At 58.5% G+C, this 24,271-nt stretch carries 22 protein-coding genes; 18 read left to right on the plus strand and 4 right to left on the minus strand.

Going from position 1 to position 24,271, the window contains the following annotated elements; translation table 11 throughout:
- The first annotated feature begins 1 nt into the window (after position 1).
- From AC2FJ6_RS13455 to arcC, 7 genes are all read left to right on the plus strand, one after another.
- Positions 2 to 694, plus strand: a complete 693-nt coding sequence (locus tag AC2FJ6_RS13455) for a hypothetical protein (protein WP_480876976.1) — start codon at positions 2 to 4, stop codon at positions 692 to 694.
- Complete coding sequence (locus tag AC2FJ6_RS13460; RefSeq protein WP_170773234.1) at positions 691 to 2,532, plus strand: V-type ATP synthase subunit A; 1,842 nt, start codon at positions 691 to 693, stop codon at positions 2,530 to 2,532. The genes AC2FJ6_RS13455 and AC2FJ6_RS13460 overlap by 4 nt, the downstream gene beginning before the upstream one ends.
- A gap of 364 nt (positions 2,533 to 2,896) precedes the next feature.
- Positions 2,897 to 4,303 carry a YfcC family protein gene (locus tag AC2FJ6_RS13465; protein ID WP_496669307.1) on the plus strand — a complete coding sequence of 469 codons (1,407 nt, stop codon included), beginning with the start codon at positions 2,897 to 2,899 and terminating at the stop codon, positions 4,301 to 4,303.
- A 9-nt stretch (positions 4,304 to 4,312) separates the two neighbouring features.
- Positions 4,313 to 5,641, plus strand: a complete 1,329-nt coding sequence (locus AC2FJ6_RS13470; protein WP_170789895.1) for an amino acid permease — start codon at positions 4,313 to 4,315, stop codon at positions 5,639 to 5,641.
- Positions 5,638 to 6,867, plus strand: coding sequence for an arginine deiminase (locus AC2FJ6_RS13475; RefSeq protein ID WP_170789896.1), 1,230 nt, complete (start codon positions 5,638 to 5,640; stop codon positions 6,865 to 6,867). The genes AC2FJ6_RS13470 and AC2FJ6_RS13475 overlap by 4 nt, the downstream gene beginning before the upstream one ends.
- 28 nt (positions 6,868 to 6,895) lie before the next feature.
- Positions 6,896 to 7,897 carry an ornithine carbamoyltransferase gene (gene argF / locus AC2FJ6_RS13480; RefSeq protein ID WP_496669309.1) on the plus strand — a complete coding sequence of 334 codons (1,002 nt, stop codon included), beginning with the start codon at positions 6,896 to 6,898 and terminating at the stop codon, positions 7,895 to 7,897.
- Between the two features lie 3 nt (positions 7,898 to 7,900).
- Positions 7,901 to 8,830, plus strand: coding sequence for a carbamate kinase (gene arcC / locus AC2FJ6_RS13485; RefSeq protein WP_170773244.1), 930 nt, complete (start codon positions 7,901 to 7,903; stop codon positions 8,828 to 8,830).
- A 43-nt stretch (positions 8,831 to 8,873) separates the two neighbouring features.
- Here the strand turns inward: arcC and AC2FJ6_RS13490 are convergent, their stop codons facing one another.
- Positions 8,874 to 9,830, minus strand: coding sequence for a tetratricopeptide repeat protein (locus AC2FJ6_RS13490; RefSeq protein WP_496669311.1), 957 nt, complete (start codon positions 9,828 to 9,830; stop codon positions 8,874 to 8,876).
- A 21-nt stretch (positions 9,831 to 9,851) separates the two neighbouring features.
- Here AC2FJ6_RS13490 and AC2FJ6_RS13495 point away from each other — a divergent pair, with 21 nt between their 5' ends.
- The 3 genes from AC2FJ6_RS13495 (at position 9,852) to AC2FJ6_RS13505 (ending at position 12,390) form a co-directional block, all read left to right on the plus strand.
- Complete coding sequence (locus AC2FJ6_RS13495; RefSeq protein WP_170773247.1) at positions 9,852 to 10,142, plus strand: hypothetical protein; 291 nt, start codon at positions 9,852 to 9,854, stop codon at positions 10,140 to 10,142.
- 216 nt (positions 10,143 to 10,358) lie between these two features.
- On the plus strand, positions 10,359 to 10,637 hold the full coding sequence (locus AC2FJ6_RS13500; protein WP_170773249.1) for a hypothetical protein: 279 nt from the start codon (positions 10,359 to 10,361) through the stop codon (positions 10,635 to 10,637).
- Between the two features lie 61 nt (positions 10,638 to 10,698).
- Complete coding sequence (locus tag AC2FJ6_RS13505; protein WP_496669313.1) at positions 10,699 to 12,390, plus strand: sulfatase-like hydrolase/transferase; 1,692 nt, start codon at positions 10,699 to 10,701, stop codon at positions 12,388 to 12,390.
- 370 nt (positions 12,391 to 12,760) lie between these two features.
- Here AC2FJ6_RS13505 and AC2FJ6_RS13510 read toward each other — a convergent pair whose 3' ends face one another.
- Positions 12,761 to 13,180 carry a hypothetical protein gene (locus AC2FJ6_RS13510; RefSeq protein ID WP_480876948.1) on the minus strand — a complete coding sequence of 140 codons (420 nt, stop codon included), beginning with the start codon at positions 13,178 to 13,180 and terminating at the stop codon, positions 12,761 to 12,763.
- Between the two features lie 103 nt (positions 13,181 to 13,283).
- Here AC2FJ6_RS13510 and AC2FJ6_RS13515 point away from each other — a divergent pair, with 103 nt between their 5' ends.
- The 3 genes from AC2FJ6_RS13515 (at position 13,284) to AC2FJ6_RS13525 (ending at position 15,724) form a co-directional block, all read left to right on the plus strand.
- Entirely contained in the window at positions 13,284 to 14,051 is a 768-nt protein-coding gene (locus tag AC2FJ6_RS13515) for a helix-turn-helix domain-containing protein (protein ID WP_496669315.1), read from the plus strand.
- Between the two features lie 82 nt (positions 14,052 to 14,133).
- A complete protein-coding gene (locus AC2FJ6_RS13520) occupies positions 14,134 to 14,931 on the plus strand; it encodes a GNAT family N-acetyltransferase (protein ID WP_496669317.1) in 798 nt (265 codons plus the stop codon).
- A gap of 211 nt (positions 14,932 to 15,142) precedes the next feature.
- Positions 15,143 to 15,724: a VOC family protein gene (locus tag AC2FJ6_RS13525; protein ID WP_480877062.1), complete on the plus strand. Its 582-nt coding sequence runs from the start codon at positions 15,143 to 15,145 to the stop codon at positions 15,722 to 15,724.
- A gap of 143 nt (positions 15,725 to 15,867) precedes the next feature.
- Here AC2FJ6_RS13525 and AC2FJ6_RS13530 read toward each other — a convergent pair whose 3' ends face one another.
- Positions 15,868 to 17,343: an NAD-dependent succinate-semialdehyde dehydrogenase gene (locus AC2FJ6_RS13530; RefSeq protein WP_237215846.1), complete on the minus strand. Its 1,476-nt coding sequence runs from the start codon at positions 17,341 to 17,343 to the stop codon at positions 15,868 to 15,870.
- Between the two features lie 2 nt (positions 17,344 to 17,345).
- Positions 17,346 to 18,623: a 4-aminobutyrate--2-oxoglutarate transaminase gene (locus AC2FJ6_RS13535; protein WP_496669318.1), complete on the minus strand. Its 1,278-nt coding sequence runs from the start codon at positions 18,621 to 18,623 to the stop codon at positions 17,346 to 17,348.
- A 149-nt stretch (positions 18,624 to 18,772) separates the two neighbouring features.
- On the opposite strand from AC2FJ6_RS13535, the gene AC2FJ6_RS13540 reads away from it, so the two are divergent.
- The 5 genes from AC2FJ6_RS13540 to AC2FJ6_RS13560 all read left to right on the plus strand — a co-directional run bounded on the left by AC2FJ6_RS13540 (position 18,773) and on the right by AC2FJ6_RS13560 (position 24,263).
- Complete coding sequence (locus AC2FJ6_RS13540; protein WP_170773261.1) at positions 18,773 to 19,339, plus strand: cupin domain-containing protein; 567 nt, start codon at positions 18,773 to 18,775, stop codon at positions 19,337 to 19,339.
- Between the two features lie 138 nt (positions 19,340 to 19,477).
- The gene (locus tag AC2FJ6_RS13545; protein ID WP_170773263.1) at positions 19,478 to 19,999 is read left to right on the plus strand and encodes a VOC family protein; all 522 of its coding nucleotides are present in this window, start codon (positions 19,478 to 19,480) and stop codon (positions 19,997 to 19,999) included.
- A gap of 69 nt (positions 20,000 to 20,068) precedes the next feature.
- Positions 20,069 to 20,407: a hypothetical protein gene (locus AC2FJ6_RS13550; RefSeq protein ID WP_170773265.1), complete on the plus strand. Its 339-nt coding sequence runs from the start codon at positions 20,069 to 20,071 to the stop codon at positions 20,405 to 20,407.
- Between the two features lie 110 nt (positions 20,408 to 20,517).
- Positions 20,518 to 21,486: a carbon-nitrogen hydrolase family protein gene (locus tag AC2FJ6_RS13555; RefSeq protein WP_170773267.1), complete on the plus strand. Its 969-nt coding sequence runs from the start codon at positions 20,518 to 20,520 to the stop codon at positions 21,484 to 21,486.
- 44 nt (positions 21,487 to 21,530) lie between these two features.
- A complete protein-coding gene (locus AC2FJ6_RS13560) occupies positions 21,531 to 24,263 on the plus strand; it encodes an aminotransferase class I/II-fold pyridoxal phosphate-dependent enzyme (protein WP_170773269.1) in 2,733 nt (910 codons plus the stop codon).
- Positions 24,264 to 24,271 lie beyond the last annotated feature (8 nt).

A 24,271-nucleotide genomic window follows, 5' to 3' on the forward strand; every position in this document is an offset into this window, starting at 1 on the left:
CATGTCGGACCCCGACGCCTATATCGCGCTAATCAGCAGCCTACCGGGCTCGGAGCGGTTGTTTGTTGCCAAACAGCCCCCAATCTCGCGCCTTCGGCTGGACCGTCGGTTGCGCGCGCTGACGCCTGACGATGCGAAGGTGCTGCGGGTGTTGGAGCACGCTCTGAATTGGGGCGACTATGATATGGACGTGACAGACGTGCAGGCCGTCGAACGGTGCAAAGCTGCGTTGGGCGATATCCCGCAGCCGACCCTACAGAAGCTGTTTCTGGAGCGGATGGATTTGCGTACCGCCGTAGCCGCCTTGCGCCTTCGCAAACAGGGTGGCAGCTCGCCCGCCGGAACCTTCGGCATGGGCCGCTGGGCTCGCCACATCCCGGCAAACTGGAGTGATCCAACCTTTAAGCTTGAGAGCTCGATGCCGTGGCTCAAGGAAGCGCAGCAACTGCTGGAGGCCGAGGACCCGCTGGGTCTGGAGAGGCTTCTGCTTTCGGTCAGCCATAAGCAGCTGAAACGCCACGCCGCCCGCCATCTGTTCGATTTCGAGGCCGTAGCGATTTACGTTCTGATCTGGAATATTTTCGACCGCTGGGCGCAGAGCAATGCGCAGGATGCGGCAACGCGATTTGAAAAACTGGCGCAACAGGCCATGGCCGACGTCGCCGATATCGACTTTGAGGGAGCCTACGCATGACCGCCCCAACCCCCGTCACCCAAACCGCCACTGCCCGCGTTGTCTCGGTGCAAGAGGGGCTGGTGCAAATTCAGGCCAACGCAGATGCCTCGGGCGCGCCGGGGCAATTGGTCAAGAACGAGGTGGTCTTCATCCTGCCCACGCGCCCCGGCCCCGGCGGCCGTCAGGAGCGTTTGAAAGCCGAAGTGCTGCGCGTGCGCGGCGACACGGCGGATGTGCAAGTCTATGAAAGCACCGACGGCGTGGCCGTGGGCGATCCGGTAGAGCAATCGGGCCAGTTGTTGTCGGTTGAACTGGGGCCAGGTCTGCTGGGTCAGGTGTTTGACGGGTTGCAGTCGCCACTGCCCAAGGTCGCTGCTGAGTTTGGCACTTTCCTGCCGCGCGGCGCGGACGTGGCCCCGCTGGATACGCTGGCGAAATGGTCGTTTACACCTTCGGTCAAGGTGGGCGACACGGTGACAGCGGGCGACAGCATCGGCACGGTGCCCGAGGGGCGGTTCGAGCATAAGATCATGCTGCCCTTCAACTGGGTGGGCGACTACAAGGTCGTCTGGGTTCAGAAAGGGGCTGCCACCATTCACGACATCGTGGCCCGGCTTGAGGATGAACAGGGCGGCGAACACACGCTGACCCTGTCGCAAAAATGGCCCGTCCGACGCGCGCTGCCAGAAAGCATCCTGAAACGCGCCTTATCGGAACGTCTTTACCCGACCGAGCCGGTTCTGACCTCGCAACGCCTGATCGACACGTTCTTCCCTATCGCGCGCGGCGGGACGGCCTGTATTCCCGGCCCGTTCGGTGCAGGCAAGACCGTGCTGCAGAACCTGATCGCACGGAATTCCAAGGTCGATATCGTGATCGTTGTCGCCTGCGGCGAGCGCGCGGGCGAGGTGGTGGAAACTATCGCGGAATTCCCCAAGATGACCGACCCGACCTCGGGCGGCAGCCTAATGGACCGGACGATTATTATCTGTAACACATCCTCGATGCCGGTTGCTGCGCGCGAGGCGTCAATCTTTACAGGCATCACACTGGGCGAATATTACCGCCAGATGGGCTATGACGTGCTGCTGATTGCCGACAGCACCAGCCGCTGGGCGCAGGCCATGCGCGAGACTTCGGGCAAGCTGGAGGAAATTCCGGGTGAGGAGGGCTTCCCGGCCTACCTGGAAAGCTCGATCAAGGGGCTGTACGAGCGCGCAGGCGCGATGAAGACCAATGACGGCGCGTTGGGCAGCCTGACGCTGATTGGCACCGTGTCCCCCGCCGGGGGCAATTTTGACGAACCGGTCACGCAGTCGACCCTGTCTACGGTCAAGTGTTTCCTCGGCCTGTCGTCCGAGCGCGCTTACAAGCGGTTTTACCCGGCGGTGGACCCGATGCTCAGCTGGTCACGATATCTGGATCAGCTGTCCGACTGGTATGACAAGAATGCCGAAGCTGGCTGGACCGGCAAGGTCCGCGATCTGCTGGCGCTTATCGAAAAGGGCGAACAGGTCGATCAAATGATGCAGGTGACGGGCGAAGAGGGCGTCACGATCGAGGACTTTGTCACCCAGCAAAAAGCACTGTTTGTGGACATGGTTTATCTGCAGCAGGACGCCTTTGATCAGGTGGACGCAACCGTCCCGCTGGAGCGGCAGAAGATGACCTTCAAGCTGGTCTATGGCGTGACCCAATCCACCGCAGATTTCGCCGATAAAGCCGAAGTACGTCAGGTGTTTACGCAGCTGACAGGCTTGATGAAGAACTTCCACTACGCGGCCGAAAATACACCTGAATTCAAATCAACTTGGGCACAGATTGAAAGCCTGTGCCGGGAAAAGTTCGAAGTGTGACACGCCAAAAGCCGGCCCCTTAGACAGCTACTATTGTGAGCGAGCCGGGGGCCGATGCCACCGTCAACGCAGCTGAGGTCGACGCGCGTGTCGATCTGTCATCGGGAACGTTCGATCCGGATAACGTGAACAGCTAGCCCGCAAAAAACGGCTTTTGTCTGCGCATGCAAAATTCCGAGGGCTAAATTTCACAAATCAGTTACATCTTTTTGGGTTTTTAATGATCCAAGTCAAAGTCCTGTTTGATTTTGCTTTGCACATTTCACGCAACAGCTTGCAACGAACCCGGCCGGACTGAACGGAAGATCATCGGGCACGCAGGCAGCTTAGCTTTCATTCTCGGTATTTTCAGAGGATCGTTCAAATGAAGTTCAAGTTCCCTACTGCATACACCATTCTCTTTGCTTTGATCGCAGTGGTTGCGATCGCCACTTGGTTCGTGCCCGCCGGTCAGTATGACCGAGTCGCAAATGAACAGCTGGGCAAGGATGTCCCGGTTCCAGGCAGCTATCAGGTAGTTGACCCGCAGCCGCAGGGCTTTTTCGACGTGGTTCTGGCACCGATTGCGGGGTTCTACAATCCCGCCACCTATGAGGCTCAGGCCGTCGACGTTGCGCTGTTTGTTCTTGTGATTGGAGGCTTTCTGGGGATCGTGGCCCATACCGGAGCCATTGACGCAGGCATCGCCAAAGCGATGGCAAGGATGGAGGGGCATGAAAAGTGGATGATCCCCATCCTGATGGCGTTGTTTGCTGCAGGCGGCACCATCTATGGCATGGCTGAGGAATCGCTGGCCTTCTACACCCTGATCATTCCGGTGATGATTGCGGCGGGTTATGACGCCGCTGTAGGTGTGGCGATCATCATGCTGGGCGCGGGCGTGGGTACGCTGGGATCCACCATCAACCCCTTTGCCACCGTGATCGCTTCGGACGCGGCGGGGGTACCGTTCACCAATGGGATCATGCTGCGCTTTGGACTGCTTGCGGTCTGCTGGCTGGCCTGTGTCGCGTTTGTCATGCGCTACGCGGCGCGGGTCAAAGCCGACCCTCAGCTGTCGATCGTCGCCGACAAACGCGAAAGCAATGAAACACATTTCCTCAAAGGCAAACGCGAGGGCGATGCGCCTGTCACCTTTACGGGCACCCATGGTGTAATCCTTGTGATCTTTGCAGCCAGCTTCGGCGTAATGATCTGGGGCGTATCCGTCGGAGGTTGGTGGATGGCCGAGATGTCGGGCCTGTTTCTTGTGGCCGCCATCGTCGTCGGGCTGATCGCACGGATGGGAGAAGAAGAGTTCACTTCGACTTTCGTGGATGGCGCGCGTGATCTGTTGGGCGTGGCGCTGGTGATCGGGATTGCACGTGGCATCGTTATCGTGATGGATGCTGGCAGTATAACGGACACGATCCTGTATTGGGCCGAGGGTGCAGTGAACGGGTTGGGTCAGGTGGCTTTCATCAATACCATGTTCGGGCTGCAGGGGCTGTTGTCTTTCCTGGTGCCGTCCTCATCGGGTCTGGCGGTTCTGACCATGCCGATCATGGCGCCACTGGCGGATTTTTCGAACGTGGACCGTTCTTTGGTCGTCACGGCCTATCAGTCCGCTAGCGGTCTGGTGAACCTGATCACGCCGACCTCGGCTGTGGTGATGGGTGGCTTGGCGTTGGGACGTGTGCCCTATGAACGGTGGTTGAAATTCACCCTTCCGCTGCTGGGTGTACTGATCGTGATCATCATGGTCGGTCTCAGCCTGTCGGCAATTGCGTAAGGCTGTCCGATGACCTCTTCTGATACCCCACACGCTCTTGGGTTTTGGATGTGTACCGCCTTGGTGGTGGGCAATATGATCGGGTCGGGAATTTTCCTGCTGCCGTCGTCTCTTGCAGCGTTTGGGCCGATCTCGATGGCGGGATGGGTTCTGACCGCCGGAGGAGCCATCGTCCTGGCGCTGATCTTCGGACGGCTGGCGCGCCTGTCTTCTGATACCGGTGGGCCATATGCCTATGCCCGCGAAGGCTTTGGGGATTTTGCAGGGTTCATCATCGCGTGGGGCTATTGGATCGCCCTTTGGTCGGGAAATGCCGCCGTGGCCGTGGCCTTTGCTGGATATCTCAGCGTTATGGTCCCTGCCGTGGGCCAAAGCGCATTGGCCGGGTTGGCCGCGGCACTGGGGTCGATGTGGTTGCTGACTTGGATCAACGTGCGCGGCGTGCGTGAAGCGGGGATCATTCAGGTCGTGACCACCGTGATGAAACTGGCTCCGCTGCTGGTGCTGATCGTTTTGGGCTTTGCATATGTAGACAGCGCTAATTTCAAACCGGTGAATGTCAGTGGAATGTCCAACATCTCGGCGATTTCAACTTGTGCTGCGCTGACACTGTGGGCCTTTGTGGGGCTGGAATCGGCGACCGTCCCGGCAGGTGAGGTCAAAGATCCCAAGCGCACCATTCCCCGCGCCACGATCCTTGGCACATGCGTGGCGGCTTTGATCTATATCGCGACAACCTATGTGGCGCTCGGTGTCGTGCCCTCGTCACTTTTGGCGGGAAGCAATGCGCCGCTTGCCGATGTCGCCACGGTCATGTGGGGCTTCGGTGGCGCTGTCTTTATCGCCATCGGGGCCTGTATCTCAACCTTTGGGACGCTGAACGGTTTTGTTCTTCTGACTGGGCAGGTGCCCCTAGGCGCGGCCCGCGACGGGTTGTTCCCGGCCTATTTCGCGCGCCTGTCCCGCTCAGGTACACCGGCCTTTGGGTTGATCGTGTCCAGCCTTCTGGCCAGTGCCCTCATTGCCATGAATTACACACGGTCGCTGGCCGAGCAGTTCGAATTCATCATCCTGCTGGCCACGCTGTCGACCCTGATCCCCTATCTGCTATGTGCCCTGGCCGAGATCATGATCCGTGCGCGTCGGGGCGACCACATCCGGCTGTCACCCAACATCCTTATCCTTGCCACGTTGGGCTTTGCCTACGCGCTCTGGGCGATCTACGGCGCGGGTGAGGATGTGGTTTTCTGGGGCGTTCTGCTGCTTTTGGCAGGTCTGCCCATCCATGTCTGGCTGCGCTGGCAGTCCGGCAAAGCAACACCGAAGGAGACATCATGACTGGATTTGGAGCCCATTCCGAGATTGGCAAACTTCGCAAGGTGATGGTGTGCGAACCGGGCCTTGCCCATTCCCGCCTGACCCCGGGCAACGCAGCCGAGCTTTTGTATGATGACGTTCTATGGGTGCACAAAGCCCGTGCCGATCACGCTGATTTCCGCATGAAAATGGAAGAGCGCGGGGTCGAAGTGCTGGAATTCCACGCTTTGCTAGAGACGACACTCAAGGACAAAGATGCCCGCAACTGGGTGCTGGAACGGCGGATCACGGAAAATCAGGTTGGCGTCGGCATGCTGACTGAGTTGCGCGGATGGCTTGATGAAATGCCGGCCAAAGAACTGGCCAGGTACCTGATCGGCGGCATCGCGGTCGAGGATATGCCCTTCAAGCCCTCGGGCATGTTCGGCAGCTACCTTGGCCCTCTGGGATTTGTGATCCCCCCAATCCCCAACACGCAGTTCACCCGCGACAACAGCTGCTGGATCTACGGCGGTGTGACGGTGAACCCGATGTATTGGCCCGCGCGGCGGCCTGAAACGCTGCTGGTCACCGCGATTTACAAGTTCCACCCTGATTTCAAGAACGGGGATTTCGAAATCTGGTGGGGCGACCCCGACGAAGATCATGGCGCGGCCACGGTCGAGGGCGGCGATGTCATGCCCTGGGGCAATGGCAGCGTGTTGATCGGTATGGGCGAACGCACCAGCCCGCAGGCGGTGGGTCAGGTGGCACGCGCGCTGTTCGCCAAGGGAGCGGCGGAACGGGTTGTGGCCTGCCAGATGCCACGCAGCCGGGCGGCCATGCATCTGGATACGGTGTTTAGCCATTGCGACCGCGAAACCGCGACCGCTTTTGTGGATGTCTGTAACGAGATCCAGTGTATCAGCCTGCATCCGGGCAACAAAGAGGGCTCGATCGAGTTCCGGCGTGAGGACAAACACCTGTTTGATGTCGCGGCAGAGTGCCTTGGCATCAAATCGCTAAACATCGTGCAGACCGGTGGTGATGCGTTCAATCAGGAGCGCGAGCAATGGGACGATGGCAACAACGTGGTCGCGCTAGAGCCCGGCGTGGTCGTGGCCTATGACCGCAACACCTATACCAACACGCTGCTGCGTAAGGCGGGTGTCGAGGTGATCACCATTTCCGGGTCCGAACTGGGCCGTGGACGTGGCGGAGGGCATTGCATGACCTGCCCGATCTGGCGCGACCCCGTAGATTATTGAGACTGATGACGAAAAGGAGACGAAGACGATGGCATTTAACCTCAAGGGCCGCAGCTTCCTCAAACTGCTCGACTTCAACCAGCGCGAACTGCGCTATCTTTTGGACCTGTCACGCGACCTGAAACGTGCGAAATACGCCGGATCCGAGATTCAGCACCTGAAGGGCAAGAATATCTGCCTGATCTTTGAAAAGACCTCGACCCGGACCATGTGTGCCTTTGAAGTAGCGGCGATGGATCAGGGCGCGGGCGTCACCTATCTTGGGCCCTCGGGGTCGCAGGTCGGGCATAAGGAAAGCATGAAAGACACCGCCCGCGTGCTGGGCCGGATGTTCGACGGGATCGAATACCGTGGCTTCGGTCAGAATCTGGCCGAAACGCTGTCCGACTATGCGGGTGTGCCCGTCTATAACGGCCTGACGGATGAGTTCCACCCGACCCAGATGCTGGCCGACCTTTTGACCATGCAGGAATATGGCGAAAAACCCTTGCATGACATCAAATATGCCTATGTTGGTGACGGGCGCTCGAACATGGGTCATTCGCTGATGATCGCGGGCTGCATGATGGGTATGGACGTGCGCATCGGCGCCCCGAAAGAGCTGTGGCCCTCGGACGAATTCCGAGGTCCTGCCGAAGAGGCCGCCGCGCGCTATGGCGCCAAGCTGACCATCACCGACGATCCGAAAGAGGCGGTGGACGGCGTGGACTTTATCCATACCGATGTCTGGGTCTCGATGGGTGAGGCAGCCGAGGTCTGGGAAAGCCGGATCAAGGAGCTGACACCTTATCAGGTCAACAGCGATCTGATGGCGGCGGCGAACAATCCGAACGTCAAATTCATGCATTGCCTGCCCGCTTTCCACAACACGGAAACCAAGGTGGGCGAGGACATCCATCAGAAATTCGGCATCACCGAAATGGAAGTGACCGAAGAGGTGTTCGAAAGCCCCGCCGGGATCCAGTTCGAGCAGGCGGAAAACCGGATGCACACCATCAAGGCGGTTCTGGTCGCCACATTAGGGAGCTGAGCCATGCGCATTGTCGTCGCCCTTGGGGGCAATGCGCTGCTGCGCCGCGGTCAGGCCTTGACCGCGGAGAACCAGCGCGAAAACACCGCCATCGCCGCCGAGGCGCTGGCCACCATCGCCGAAGGCAACGAGCTGATCGTGACCCATGGCAATGGCCCACAGGTCGGCCTGCTGGCGCTGCAAGGCAATGCTTACAAACCGGACGAAGCCTACCCGCTGGACGTGTTGGGGGCCGAGACCGAAGGCATGATCGGCTATATGGTCGAACAGGAGCTGGGCAACCGCCTGCCGCAGGAAACCCCTCTGGCCACGCTGCTGACCATGATCGAGGTCGACGCCAAGGACCCCGCCTTTGCCAACCCGACCAAGTTCATCGGGCCTGTTTATGAAAAGGCCGAGGCCAAACGGTTGGCCTCTGACAAGGGTTGGGACATCCGCGCCGATGGCGACAAATGGCGGCGCGTGGTCGCTTCACCCCTGCCCAAGCGGATTTTCCAGATCCGGCCGATCAAATGGTTGTTGGAGAAACAGACCGTGGTGATCTGCGCCGGTGGCGGCGGAATCCCCACCGTCTATAACGACGCGGGTACGCTGGAGGGGATCGAAGCGGTGATCGACAAGGATCTGGCCTCGGAACTGCTGGCTCGCGAAGTGGGGGCGGACCTGTTCATTTCAGCCACCGATGCGGACAGCGTCTATTTGGACTGGGGCACTGATGATCAACGTGGCATCAAGACGGCAACACCTGATGCGATCGACGCCTATGATTTCGCCGCAGGCTCGATGGGTCCCAAGGTGGATGCAGCGGTTCAGTTCGCCCGCTTGACCGGCAAATCCGCCGCCATCGGCGCCCTGGCTGATCTGGCTGGGATCGTGGCCGGTACCAAGGGAACGACCATCCGCGACGACGCTGGTGAAACCGTGTTTCACTAACAGGGAGACGTCGCAAGCAAAGCAGAACGGGCCGTCGTGCCCGTCAATTGGCGTCCGAGTGTTTCGGCACATTCGGGTTTTCTTGCCAACCCGCGGCTTTCAATTGCGACAGCACAGCGTTCGCGTGATCGGGGTTGATGTATAGCCTGTTCAGCGCGACAGAAGGATGAAAATCGGGCCAAATCTGTGCCAGTTCTGAAAGAAGCACTTTTGCCATATCTGTCTGACCATCAGCTTGATAGGAGGCGGCTTTGAAAAGCAGTGTCAACTCACTGACGGGACCTCCGGAAGCAATGGCCGTATCAAAGGCGGAGATAGCGGCTTCGTAGTTGCCCAAATGGAAACTCGCGACGCCAAAAATGTTTCGATGTGCGTGATGCAATCCCGCAGCTCTGCGTGGCTGTTCCGGGTCAGAAATCATCTGAGCGGATTTAAAATCACCTGTCAGTAAAAAGATCACCGCGCTGAAATCCAAAACCCGCGCATCCATGTCGCTGAGTTTGAAAGCCCGATCCGCTAATTCTTTTGCGGTTTCCAAGTCGCCCGAAGCAAAAGCCAGCCATGCTTGAGACGAGATTGACCAACCATTCGTCGGGTCAAGATCGACCGCCTTTTGTGACATCTGCGACGCTTCGCGAAGCATCGCCTGCCGCCGGGTTTCTTCTGGGGACAGAATAGCCAGAGTTGACAGGCTGTGCGCAGCACCTGCATAGCCGCCTGAATACTCGGGATCGATGCGGATGGCCTCTTTGAACATTTGCGTGGCCGAATTCTGATGATCTGTATCCGCTATGGGAAACAAAAGTTCGCTGGCCTTTTGCGACATGTTGGCAGCCTGCAATGTTGCCATTGATTTTGCCGCCAGAGCCAGCCGTTCCTGCGCAGCATTGCTTGCGTTTTCTGTTTCTGAGGGTTGCGGCGTTTCCTTAAAAGACATCCAGAATACAACTGCCAAACTGACAATCGCGCCGACCATCAGAATGGGCCAGAGCGCTGGCATTCGTCTTCCCTGAGCACGCGCATGTTGTGGTCCTGGCCGATCTGCCTGCGACCGTGCTTCGAACCGCGGCGTATAGTGGCCTTTGTCGATATGGATATGCACTGGGTCATCCGCACCATCCGCGCCATAATATTCCGCGAGCGCCCGTCGCAACCTACGCGCATCAACCCGAACAACGTTGTCGCTGCCCTTGGTGGGGTCGCGCCCATAAACATCCTGCGCGATAATTTTGCCGACAATGGCTTGCCCCCGACCGTGCAGGCTTTCGTCGACAACGTAAGTCAGAAAGTCCTGCAACCGCGCCGAGGCTGACAACTGCGGGCTGTTGAGAACTCTGGCCAACGCCTCTCGGATCTGGGCTTCGGCCAAAGGCTCGTCACGCTTTTCCATATTCGATGCGCCGCTCATCTCAGAGTCGCTTAAGTCAACAAAAACAAGTTTCTAAACCGGTATGAAGTCACGGTTTCACGTCGTATTTCACCGTATAACCCCTATCGGGTCCTTTCAACCGCGCTCATGCTGCCATGCATGGCTCTGCATATTGACAGATCGGAACTATACCCTTCGACGGTCGAATTGTACCTGCCGGACCGGCAGGTGCTTATCACGCAGCTTCGGCGATCCAACGTAGTCTTCGCCGAAATCTGCCGCGACTACGAGCTGCTGGCCGGTGACCTGAACGCTCTGATCCGATGCCGTCCCAGCTCGCATCCGGGGACACAGGCCGAACGCGACCTTCTGCTTGAAAGCCTGCAGGGGCTGGTCCGCGAAATCGAAACCGTACTTGAACGCAATCTTGGGGGCTGAACGCCAGCCGCGCGGATCCGATCAACTTATTGGAAACAGCATAGAGGAAAGGGAAACTGAAATGAAATTTAGTCTGGCAATCTGTGGCGCAGCGGCAGCTGTGCTTTCGTCGGATGTGGCGGCTCAGCCCATCATCCACGACGCCGAACATTACATCCTTCATGCTCAGCACGGCGAGCGGTGGGCGACCGAAGATGCCGCGCTTCAGGAAAAACTCGATGCGCTTGCGGTTGAACACGGCACCAAACCCAACATCATCCACATCATGTGGGACGACACCGCCGTGGGCGAGGTTGGCATCCCCGAAATTCAGGCCGTGCGTGGGTTCGAGACCCCCAATATGAACCAGATGGCGGATGAAGGGATCAACTTCATGCGCATGTATACCGAACCCGCTTGCACCCCCACGCGGGCAGCATTTCAGACCGGCCGCTACGCCGTGCGCAGCGGGATGCACACAGTGTCCTTCCCCGTTGAATATTCAGGCATGGATGCTGAGGAGGTGACCATTGCCGAGGTCCTCTCGGGTGCCGGGTACAACACCGCGTTTTACGGCAAGTGGCACCTGGGGGATACCGAGTTCTCATACGCCCACAACCAGGGTTATGACGAGGCCTTGTTTACCCCCTACAATCAGGTTCCGTCGATGTGGATACCGCAGGCCGAGGTCGGCAACGTGATCACCGGCCTCTATCCGGACTTCTATGGTGAAGACAAATATGACATCGACAATTCCTGGCAGCCGTTGGGTCAGGTCTGGACGCTTGAGGGAACCAAAGGCGGCGAGACGCTGGAATGGGGCCCGCCGCCCAATATCGAGAACTATTGGGATATCGAAACAGAAGCGCAGCGCCGGACACTGGCGTTCATCGACAAGAGTGTCGAGGAGCAAAAGCCTTTTTTCATCGCTTATCACCCGATCCTGGCGGCATTTTTTCCTGATCCGCGCAAGACGCAGAAAGACACGGCCAACAAGAACCTTGCGCAAGAAGGTCTGGTTGCAATCGATCAATTCGTGGGAGAGTTGTTTGACCATCTCGAGGCCAAGGGCATCGCCGAAAATACGCTGGTGATCGTGATGGCCGACAATGGTCCATTCATTCACTACGGGCCGCGTGGCATGGTCGAGACGCTGTATACAGGCGGTAAGGGTGACTTTACCGAAGGCGGTGTGCGGGTTCCGGCAATCGCGAAGTGGCCGGGTGTGATTGAGCCCGATCAGATCGTGGGGGACATCTTGCATGTCAGCGACCTTTTCACCACCTTCGCGCGCCTTGGAGGTGCGATGGATGCCATCCCAACCGACCGGGTGATCGACGGTGTCGATCAGACCTCGCTGTTGCTGAACGGAGACGGCTTCAGCCGCCGCGACTATGTCATGATCTATCAGGGTCCCAACCTGTCGGCTGGCGTCAAGGGCCGGTTCAAGCGGGATTGGAAAAACGCAACTCCCGGCCTGTCGAAGAACGAGTTCTATGATCTCTATACCGACCCGCGCGAGAAAACCGGCGAGATGATCGAGCAGTTCCACATCAAGTCGATGTTCAATCGCCAACGCGCTCGGCACGAGCTGTGGATGGACCAATATCCGAACCGTCCCGATCCGACTCCGGGGCCTGCCCTGACGGGTATCGCAAACGAACGGCCCGAAACGCGGCAGCTTTATACCGCGCCAGTCGAGGTCGAGAATTTGCCCTTCACGCCCGAGCAGATCAACAACTATCCGCGTCCGTTCTCGGATAGTGACATGTAACGCCGCTGGTACGGGTCAGAGCCCCTTGGGGCTCTGACCTTTTCAAGCTGGAAACAGGTTTCTCAACGTGATTTTGCAACTCAGCACCCCTGGAGTTCTATCGCTTTTTATAAACGATCATCCGGCGCTTGCTGAAATCAGTCATCAGTTTCATCGAGTGAGATTTTGCAGGCATGTTGCAGGGCACCTTTGTGCTGACCCAGTACTTTTTGTATCCCACCCGGCTATTTCCAACTTAACTCTGGTGAATTTGTATTTGTGTGTCCGTCGATATGGATTTTGAAAACCCTGACGTCGTGCCCGTTGCTTGCAGCGGGCCTCGACAATTCGAGATTGAACCCATCGCTGGGTGATCGAAAACGTCAGATCCTCAAGGATTTTCATCTGGTTGCGGTCGGCTGGACCAGAGGATCAACAGCAGGAAGGAAATGTTGAGGGCAACGTTTAAGGGCGCTCCGACCAAGACCGAGCCAGTGCTGTCGGTGCAAAACCAGACCCATGCGGTGATCTGTGCCACTTTGGCTGCGGCGGCAGGGGATATCGGCACAACGTAGGTTCCCAACGCCCATTGCATCGCGCCTAGCCCGGCCGTCAGACCGCCAACAATTGCAAGCAACAATGGCGCTGGGACCGTGATTTCGGCTGCAACCGAGTGGATCGGCCAATACGCCACTGTCAGAAAGATATGCGCCAGACTGTGCAAGGCAGGCAGTGCGGTCAATGTAAATAGAACTCCGGTGGCGACCAATGCCGTGCCGGACCGTCGCATCGCGATGTGTTGTGGGGTCATGACGCCCTCCTTTCGATGGTGTCCTTCATGCGGTCGGGGCGGGTCGAGATCAATTACGTCAGAGGTAAGTGATTTCTACCTGCAGGGTCACTAAGGTGGCACCATGACCCCTTATTCCAGTTTGCTGAAAGAATGGCGGAAGCTTCGGCGGATGAGCCAGCTTGACCTGGCGACCGAAGCCAATGTCAGTGCGCGACATATATCCTTTCTCGAAACCGGTCGTTCCCGGCCCAGCCCAGATATGATCCTTCATCTTTCGGACGTTATGGATGTACCTGTCGACGCTAGAAACCAGATGCTGCAGGCAGAAGGTTTTGCCGCCCGTTTTGCCAAAACTCCCTTTGATGACGCCGCCATGGCCCCGATCCGCGATGCCGTAGAATGGACACTGAAACAGCATGACCCCTACCCGGGGATTGTGCTGGATCGGGTTTGGAGGATCGTCAGATTGAACAAAGCGGCCGAGCTTCTGTTTACACCGCTTGGGATCGAAACCGGGCAAAGCCTGTTGGCGCTTGTTACAAGCCCGGTCATGGCCGAGCTGGTAGAAAACTGGCCTGAGGTTGCGCATCATACAATGCTGCGTTTGCGCTCGGAAAGCGCGAATGCTGGCGGGTTGCCCGAATTGGACGCTGCGGCCAAGGCGCTTGCGCCTTTTGCAAGCATCCACAGGGATATGGTTCCCGGTCCAACGGTTCCGGCGATCTATCGTTTTGGGGAGCAACGGGTGTCGATGTTTGGGACTGTCGCGCAATTCAGCACCGTGACGGATGTCACTCTGGATGACTTGAAGATCGAACTGTTCTTTCCATCCGACGAAGCAAGCGCAAGTTTTCTGAGGGAAATCTCAAGTCCGAGACATGGCGGGTAGAATACGGTCGAGCGTCTTGACGGCGCACCCCTGATCAAATGATCATCGGTTCACTGTCATGGGGTGCCCTGAAGGAAAACCGATGGAAGTGTTTGGTAGTGAAGCCCAGCGACATATGTCCACCACGGGCGAGCATCTTTTGCATCTGCTGGGGGACGACCCTCGGTTCTGTAGCCATGGGCGGGGTATTCAGGTTTCCAATGAGTATAGCGAGGCATTGGATGATGCCTATGCAATGGCCCGGATCCTTGGTGTGACCGCGATAGAGAGCATACCACGCCCTGAGGTTGCGAAAACGCTGGCAAAAATTGAAAGCCAGGGTTTCAAAACAGATACGATAGCCTGCTATCTGGGAGGCCTGAATTGCGTTGACGTCGCGCGCCACGTTGTCGAGGCGCGGGCGCTGCCCGAAGATTTGACCGTGCGCGTGATTGATCGCGACTCTCCGCCGGAATGGCTGGAAGCTTTTGCCGAAGTTGCATTGAGCCACGGAGTTTTGCCTCCGATCGGACCGGTTATGCGTGGAGTGTCCCGGCCCGGGTTTGCCATGGTCGCCGTTGACAGGTCGGGTGCACCGGTTGCAACCGCGGGCTCGGTTCTGTGTCATCCACCCAGCAGCCCGTTGCATCGTCGCGCGCAATGGGGTCAGCTTTCGACCAAACCCCAGCGTATGGGTGAGGGGATTGCGACAATCTTGGGTGCAATGGCTCTGATACACTCTCATGATCAGCTTGGCGCCACCGGGTTCAAGACGGGCATTGCGCCCGGCAATGTTGCGTCTGCCTATTTGTGTGAAAGGCTTGGATTGCAGGACAGCGGCAGCGACATTGTCGCGATCATTGACCCTAAGCTTTTCGCAGAAGACCGGTTGACCAAATGAGCCGTGCAAAAGGGAAATGCAGTATTCTGTCACCAACACGTGAAAGGGCCCGGCTGAAACGTTTTTGAAAACCAATGTGGGGCGCAAAATTGTTGCACTGGCAAAGCTTAGGAACCTTGGGCCCGCACCTGTGATGCAGCAGAAATCAAACCCGACAGGTCAGGCCTGAGTGAACAAACCCCGGAGTCGCAATATGTCAAAGTCCAATCAGATTAAGAAAATTCAAACGCAGGGCGTACACCACATCACGATCAACGGAGCGGACCGACAGACGTCGATTGATTTCTGGGAAGGGGTTCTGGGAATGCCGTTCATTTTTGATCAGCCGAACCTCGACAACCCTAACGAGGGGCATCTGTATTTTGACCCCGGCGATGGGCGCCTCATCACAATTTTTACCAATGAAGACCGGAAACCGGATGCGTCCCCTGTACCAGAGGCCATCGGGTCTTTGCATCATCTCGCGTTCAACGTCAGCCAAGCCACATTCTGGCAAGTGGCAGCGCGTTTGGATGCGCGGGGCGTTGATAACACGGGTCCCGTCGATCGGGGCTTCATGGATTCGATCTATTTCCGCGATCCGCTGGGGCTCCGTCTTGAAATTGCAAGCTATAGGTTCGAACCGCCCGAAGGCTGTCGCCATGCCGATGTACTGCTAAAAGCGCATAAACTTCGCGTCGCGCGCGGGGATCATCACATCAACCGGGAACATCTGGCAGATGCAATCGAAATGCTGGTTGAACAGAGTCAAAATTCGCTGTCGGCGGATCGCTCTGTGCGCAAGGGATACTGAAGATCTTTGGCCTTTCGCACTAAAGAGTGAGGCGGTGATCCGGTAGGGTTCTGAAGCCGCCAGAATTGGAAAGAAAAGACCGGGCTTGCGTTGAAGCCCGGTCTTTTCTTTGGTGCCGCGGGGTCAGATCCTGCCCGATAGGGTCAGGAAATCTCGCCCATGCAGAGGTATTTGATCTCGAGGAAATCCTCGGTCCCGTATTTCGAGCCTTCGCGGCCCAGACCAGATTGTTTGACACCGCCGAAGGGCGCGACCTCGGTCGAGATCAGACCGGTATTGATGCCCACCATGCCCGATTCCAGCCCTTCGGCCACGCGCCAGACGCGCGCCAGATCACGGCTGTAGAAATACGAGGCCAGACCGAACTCGCTGTCGTTGGCCATGGCGACGACGTCGTCCTCGTCCTCGAACTTGAACAGGGGCGCGACAGGGCCGAAGGTTTCATCCTTTGCCACCACCATGTCGCGGGTCACACCGGTCAGAACGGTGGGTTCAAAGAACGTGCCGCCAAGGTCCGAGCGTTTGCCGCCCAGCGTGACCGTTGCGCCCTTGGACACCGCGTCCGAGATATGTTCCTCGACCTTGGCGACGGCCGCGTCATTGATCAGCGGGCCGGTGGTGACACCGTCACCGAAACCGTCGCCCACGTTCAGGGCTTTGGTCTTCTCGGCCAGCTTGGCGGCGAATTCGTCATAGACGCCCGCCTGCACATAGATGCGGTTGGCGCAGACGCAGGTTTGGCCGTTGTTGCGGAATTTGGCGATCATTGCACCATCCACGGCAGCGTCCACGTCGGCGTCGTCGAACACGATGAACGGCGCGTTGCCACCCAGTTCGAGGCTCATCTTTTTGATCGTGCCTGCCGCCTGACGCATCAGGATCTGGCCAACACGGGTCGACCCGGTGAAGGTGATCTTGGCCACCTTGTCATTGGTGCACATCTCATTGCCCACGCCCGAGCTGTCAGTGCCGGGGATGACGTTGAACACACCTGCCGGGATGCCCGCACGTTCGCCCAGAACAGCCATCGCCAGCGCAGACAGAGGCGTCAGCGTTGCCGGACGGGCCACAAAGGTACAGCCTACAGCCAGTGCCGGACCAACCTTGCGGGCAATCATAGCGTTGGGAAAGTTCCACGGGGTGATCGAACCGACCACGCCCACAGGCTGTTTCAGAACGACAATGCGTTTGTCACGCTGATGGCCGGGGATGACGTCGCCGTAGACCCGCTTGGCCTCTTCCGAGAACCACTCGATGAAAGACGCCCCGTACAGGATCTCGCCCCGCGCTTCGGCCCAGGGTTTGCCCATCTCGGCGGTCAGGATCGTAGCTAGATCGTCGGCGTTTTCCACCATCAGATCGAACCATTTGCGCAGGATTGCGGCGCGCTCCTTGCCGGTTTGCGCGGCCCATTCTTTCTTTGCCGCATAGGCCGCGTCCACGGTTCGCGCGGTGCCTTCGATGCTGACATCGGTCACATTGGCGATCAGATCGCCGGTTGCAGGGTTGTAAACGGGAAAGGTCGCTTCACCCTCAACCCATGTGCCGTTGATATAGGCGCGGGTTTCCAGAAGGCTGGGATCTTTCAGCTCCAGCTTGGTCACTTTGGTATCCAGCATGTTCAGGCTCCTTTGGCAGCGTCGACCGAGGCTTCGAGGATATCCATCGCCTCGGCGAAGATCTCATCCTGCACCGTCAGCGGTGCGAGGAAGCGGATTACGTTCCCATATACGCCACATGTCAGCAGGATCAATCCGCGCTTAAGCGACTCGGCCCGCACGGCGTTGGCCATCTCGGGGTTTGGTGCGCTACCGTCGGTGGTGTTGAACTCGGTCGCGATCATGAAACCGGGGCCACGAATGTCGACGATCTCGGGTGTACGGGCGCGGATCGATTCCAGACGTTGTTTCAGACGCGAGCCCAGCTCGTTTGCGCGGGCGCACAGGTCCTCTTCTTCGATCACGTCCATCACCGCATGGGCGGCGGCGATGCCCAGCGGGTTGCCGCCATAGGTGCCGCCCAGACCGCCGGGTTGCGCCGCATCCATCAGGTCGGCACGACCCGTGACCGCGGCCAACGGCAGACCGCCCGCCAGACCTTTGGCCATGGTGGTGATGTCGGCGGCCACGTCATAGGCTTCCATCGCGAACAAATTGCCGGTGCGGGCAAAACCCGTCTGCACTTCGTCTGCGATCATAACGATGCCGTGTTCGTCGCACAGGGCGCGCAAGCCGCGCATTAGCTCGGCCGGGGCGGGGTAAAAGCCACCTTCACCCTGAACCGGCTCGATGATGATGGCAGCAACGCGGCCCGGGTCCAGATCGGCCTTGAACAGTTTGGTCAGCGCGCCCAGCGAATCCTCGGTCGAGGTGCCGTGCAGCTCAACCGGGAAAGGGACGTGATAGGTGTCGGGCATCATCGCGCCGAAGCCGGCCTTGTAGGGCTGCACCTTGCCGGTCAGCGACATGCCCATGAAGGTGCGGCCATGGAAGCCGCCGCCAAAGGCGATAACGGCGGGGCGGCCGGTGGCGGCACGGGCGATTTTGACAGCGTTCTCAACCGCTTCGGCGCCGGTGGTCACAAAGACGGTCTTCTTGGTGAAATCACCCGGCACCTTTTCATTCAGACGCTCGGCCAGACGGATGTAGTTTTCGTAAGGCAGAACCTGATGGCAGGTATGAGTAAAGTTCGCGGCCTGCGTCGTGACCGCCTCCATCACCTTGGGGTGGCAATGCCCGGTATTCACAACGGCTATGCCTGCGGCGAAATCGATGTAACGCTTGCCTTCGACGTCCCACACCTCGGAGTTCGCAGCGCGGTCCACATAGACCTGCGTCTGCATTCCCACGCCTTGCGCGATCGATGTGTTGCGGCGTTCAGCAATCTGAGCATTCAGCATATTGCGTCCTTTCGGGTTGTCGGGCGCGCGCCCGTAAATCTGATCGCGTGACTGTAGTAGCCACAGGTTTGAGCGAAAGCCTGTTTCTTGCCAACCATAAGCCCTTGATTTACGGTCTCGGCACCCCTCAAGTGATGCGGATAGTGAACATGAAGAACGCCAATCAGGATGATCTGACCCTTGGATTGCGCCTGCGCGCCCTGCGTGAACGCGCGGGTCTGTCGCAGCGGGCGTTGGCCAAAAAGTCGGATGTGCCGAACTCGACCATCTCGCTGATCGAGTCGGGCAAGATGAACCCTTCGGTCGGAGCGTTGCGGCGGATTTTGCAGGGTATTCCGATCGGCATGTCCGACTTTTTCTCGTTCGAGATCGAGGCCGAGCAGACCGTGTTCTATGCCGCAGAAGACCTGACCGAGATCGGCAAGGGCGGGCTGTCGCTGCGGCAGGTGGGATCGAACTTGCACGGGCGCGCGATGATGATCTTGCAGGAAACCTATGATCTGGGCGCGGATACCGGACGTGTAATGTATGGCCACGAGGCCGAAGAGGGCGGCGTGGTGATTTCGGGTCGGGTCGAAGTTACGGTGGGCGATCATCGCAAGGTGCTAGGGCCGGGGGACGCCTATTACTTCGACAGCCGCACCCCGCACCGGTTCCGTCAGGTTGGACCGGAAAAATGCCGGATCGTCAGCGCCTGTACCCCGCCGACTTTCTGACCGTCATCGCGGATGTATCCGCACTATGAACCATAGTGTTGCAATGAGTGACCAGTTGATCCACAGTATGATTCATACTGTGGGATTTTCCCGCATGTCTCATCGGGCGTTCCCCCGCCCAATTCGGAGATTTGAGATATGAAAAAGAAGCCTGCCACTCTACCGCGCGGCTATCGCACCTGTACGGCATCGCTGGCTGTTGCGGACGTGCCCGCGGCGCTGGCATTTTACGAAAAAGCCTTTGACGCCAAGATTCAGGCCTTTGACGCGGATGAGGCCCCCGGCTTTGCCGCCATCAAGATTGGCAACTCGATGCTGTTCGTCACTGCGGGCTGGGGCGCTCATGCACCGACTGTTCCCGGCACCGTTACCCCGGTGGGCCACCACATGTATGTCGAAGACGCGGATGCCGCGCTGGAGACCGCTTTGGAAAACGGCGCAACCCTGATGGTCGAGGCAATCGACACCTATTGGGGCGAACGTTGCGCCACGGTTGCCGACCCGTTTGGTCATATCTGGACACTGGCGACGCGGATCGAAAATCTGAAATCCGAAGATATCAGCGAGCGCCGCAGGGCCCTGTTCCGCGCCATTCAGGATCAGGATGCTGAAGCTGTGGGCGAGACCACTGAGCCGGCAAACCAGACCGTGGCCGCGTGATCCGTCATATGCTGATCTACAGACGGATCGTGGGGCACCGGAATGGGTGTGTTCTTTAACAGGCAAATCATGAACGACGCTCCCTTTCCAACTTTCACGATCCGCCAGAACGACTTGGCCATCCTCGCCGCTGAAAACAGGATCGGAGACTATCCGGTCGCTGTGCGCACCGCGCGCGAGGTTGTTAGCGGCGGCTTTGCCAACCACTCGGCGCATCCCAACACCTGGACGGTCTATTTTCTGGTCGATGGTCAGTGGGCGCTGGTGGAATCCACGCGCGGTCTGCGGCGGGAATGGTCCAGTCTGGACCGGTTGGAGAAATGGCTGCGTAGTTGCGGGTTCCGGTTCTTTTGGGTGCGCAACGATATCGACTTTGTGGAATCCCCCGGCGAGGAGGAGACCGACTAAATCACCCCCTTGCGGATCGTGGGCTTGCACCAATCCGTGCTTTCATGTTCCGATGAAGAACGCCGGACCACCTCGGCGGTCGCAATCGGCAAGAAGAAGAGACAAACAAGATGACCCCTTTTGCGATAACCGGAATTCAGATGCATGTGGGCGCGTTGCAGTCGAATGTAGACGCGATGCTGCACCGGATCGACATTATGATGGCGCGGTTTCCCTGGACCCAGATGGCGCTGTTCAGCGAGTTGGCCCCCTATGGTCCGCTCGACCGGTTTGCCCAGCCTTTTCCCAATGACGATCTGTCGCGTTTTCAGGACGCTGCGCGTCGCTATGGAATTTGGCTGATCCCCGGCTCGATGTTCGAAAAGCGCGAGGACGGGCGGATTTTCAACACCTCGGTGGTGATCAACCCCGAGGGTGAGATCGTTTCGAAATACTCGAAGATGTTCCCGTTCAAACCCTACGAACAGAGCATTTCGTCCGGCACGGAATTCTGCATTTTTGACGTCCCGGATGTGGGTCGGTTCGGCCTGTCGATCTGCTATGACATCTGGTTCCCCGAAACCACTCGCCACCTGACCAGCCAGGGGGTCGAGGTTCTGCTGCATCCGGTGCTGACCGGCACCACTGACCGTGAGGCCGAATTGTCGATTGCAAAGGCCACCGCGGCGCAGTTCCAGTGTTACGTGTTCGACGTGAACGGTCTGGCCGCTGGTGGAGTGGGGCGGTCGCTGGTGGTTGATCCCTCGGCTACGGTGCTTCACCAGTCGGCGGGGCAAGAGGACATCTTCCCCATCGAGATCGATCTGGACCAGGTCCGCCGCCAGCGCGAGGTCGGGCTGAAAGGTCTGGGTCAGGTCCTCAAAAGCTTCCGCGACCGCGAGGCGGATTTCCCGGTTTATGACCGGGCCAGCGGAGCAGATGCCTATTTGCACACGCTGGGGCCGCTGCGCATCCCGCAAAAGGGCGATGTTGCCGGTGTTGCCGCTTCCGACCCCAGAACAGCGCTGGGATACAACGAAGATACCTCGACCAAGCCCGATAATCTTTATCTCTACAAAGGGCGCTCAGGCACAGACTGATACCAGCGCAGCTTTTCGGGAATTGCAGAAAGGACATTGATCTCATGCACGGCTTATCCGACAGCGAAAAGCTCCACACCATCTCGGACTATTACAGCGCCTCGCAATTGCGGGCGGACAGGTGGAGCGCGCTGCGGGAAACAGCCGAATCTCTGGATCAAAACGCCGGTGACTCTGATCGGGACAGGGCGCGCCGTCTGCTTCAGGCACTAGCCCCTATCGAGGTTTATTTCGCGTTTCCTGGCGCGTCGGCCTTTGACTATTTGCGCAGGCTGCTGGACCACGGCAATTTCGGCGATTTCTCGACCGCCGTGCGCCGGGTCTCGCGCGCGCTGACATCGGGGGCGTATCGGCGTCGCTCGATCCCTCTGATCGCGGATGAGACCGAGGGCGACGAGTTCGAGGATGAAGCGGCTCAAAGCCACGAAGCCCGTGCGCTGGGGCGACCCTATTTCGAGGTAATGATCGTCGACAATGTCAACGAACATCAGGAACGGTTCCTGCAATCCAGCCTGCAACGGATGCGCCGCAGCGAAGACCCGTTCATTTATGAGACCGTCGTGGTGCCCAGCGTCGAGGATGCGCTGATTGGCGTTCTGTTCAACCAGAATGTGCAGGCCGTGATCGTTCGTCCGGGTCTGAGCCTGAAGTCCAAGAACGAAACCAACGTGTTGGGGCGCTATATCAGCCTTTACGGCGAAGGCGCAGATCTTGATGCGCTGTCCCCTTCGGAATACGGGCCGGAAACCTGTCGCCGGATTGGAATGCTGCGCCCTGAGCTGGATGCCTATCTGATCACCGACCGCTCGGCCGAGGATATCGCCGGGCTTGATCTGGGCCTGTGCCGACGGGTGTTCTATAATCAGGAAGATTTTCTGGAACTGCATCTGAACATCCTGCGCGGGGTGCAGCGGCGGTTCAAAACCCCGTTCTTCACCGCGCTGAAAGAATATTCCAAGCAACCCACCGGCGTTTTCCACGCCATGCCGATCAGCCGCGGCAAGTCGATCAGCCGTAGCCATTGGATTCAGGATATGGGGGCGTTCTACGGGTCGAACATCTTTATGGCCGAAACCTCGGCCACATCGGGCGGGCTGGATTCTCTGCTGGAGCCACGCGGCCCCATCAAGGAAGCGCAAGAGGCCGCCGCCCGTGCGTTCGGATCAAAACAGACCTTCTTTGCTACCAACGGTACCTCGACCTGCAACAAGATCGTGGTGCAGGCGCTGGTGCGCCCTGGCGATATCGTTCTGGTCGACCGTGACTGCCACAAATCGCACCATTACGGCATGGTGTTGGCGGGGGCGAGCGTAGTCTATATGGACAGCTACCCTCTGCACGACTACTCGATGTACGGTGCGGTGCCGATCCGCGAGATCAAGCACAAGCTGCTGGCCCTGAAAGCCGAGGGCAAGCTGGATCAGGTGCGCATGGTGCTGCTGACCAACTGCACCTTTGATGGCATCGTCTACAACGTTCAGCGGGTGATGCAGGAATGTCTGGCGATCAAGAAAGACCTTGTGTTCCTGTGGGATGAAGCCTGGTTCGGTTATGCCCGTTTCGCACCCAACACGCGCGTGCGAACGGCGATGCGCTCGGCCAATATCCTGCGTGAACAGTTCCGATCCGCAGACCATTCCGAAGCCTATGCAGCCCAACAGGTCGAGCTGGAGGGCGCGGATGATGAGACCCTGCTGAACACCCGTCTGATCGCCCCGCCGGACGCACGGGTGCGTGTCTATGCCACGCAATCCACACACAAGACGCTGACCGCGCTGCGGCAGGGCTCGATGATCCACGTAAACGACCAACAGTTCAAAGGCGCTGTGGAAGAAGCGTTTCACGAAGCCTACATGACGCACACCTCGACCTCGCCCAACTATCAGATCATCGCTTCGTTGGATGTTGGCCGCAGGCAGGTCGAGATCGAAGGTTATGAGTTCGTCCAGCGTCAGGTCGAAAGCGCCATGGCGATCCGCCGGGCGGTCACGACGCATCCGCTGTTGAAGAAATACTTCAAACTGGTCACTGCAGGCGACATGATCCCCGAGGAGTACCGCGAAAGCGGTATGACCAGCTATTTCGATCCCGATCAGGGCTGGGCGGACGTTTGGGATTGCTGGGCGAAGGATGAATTTGTTCTGGATGCCACCCGGATTACGCTGCATGTGGGCGCAACGGGCTGGGACGGTGATACGTTCAAGACCAAGATCCTGATGGACAAATACGGCATCCAGATCAACAAGACCTCGCGCAATACCGTGCTGTTCATGACCAATATCGGCACCACGCGAAGCTCGGTCGCCTATCTGATCGAGGTGCTGGTCGAGATCGCCAAGGAGCTGGACGATCTGATGGACGATGCGTCCAAGATGGAAAAGCGCGCCTTCGACAAGCGTGTCCGCAATCTGAGCGAACACGTCCCGCCACTGCCCGACTTCAGCCGCTTCCATGATGCGTTCCGCTGTGTTGAAGGCACCGAAGCGGGCGATATCCGCACCGCGTTCTTCCTGTCCTATGACGAGGACAATTGTGACTACGTGGAACCCGATAATGACATGCTGGACCGGCTGGAGGCGGGCGAAGAAATGGTCTCGGCCACGTTCGTGATCCCGTACCCGCCCGGCTTTCCTATTCTGGTGCCGGGGCAGGTGATCAGCCCGGAAATTCTCAAATTCATGCAGGAACTGGACGTGTCGGAGATCCACGGTTTCCGCGCCGATCTGGGCCTGCGCATTTTTACCGAAGACGCTTTGAAATCAGTCAAGAAAACATAAGGGACTGG

The sequence above is a fragment of the Ruegeria sp. CDSA089 genome (assembly GCF_059612205.1).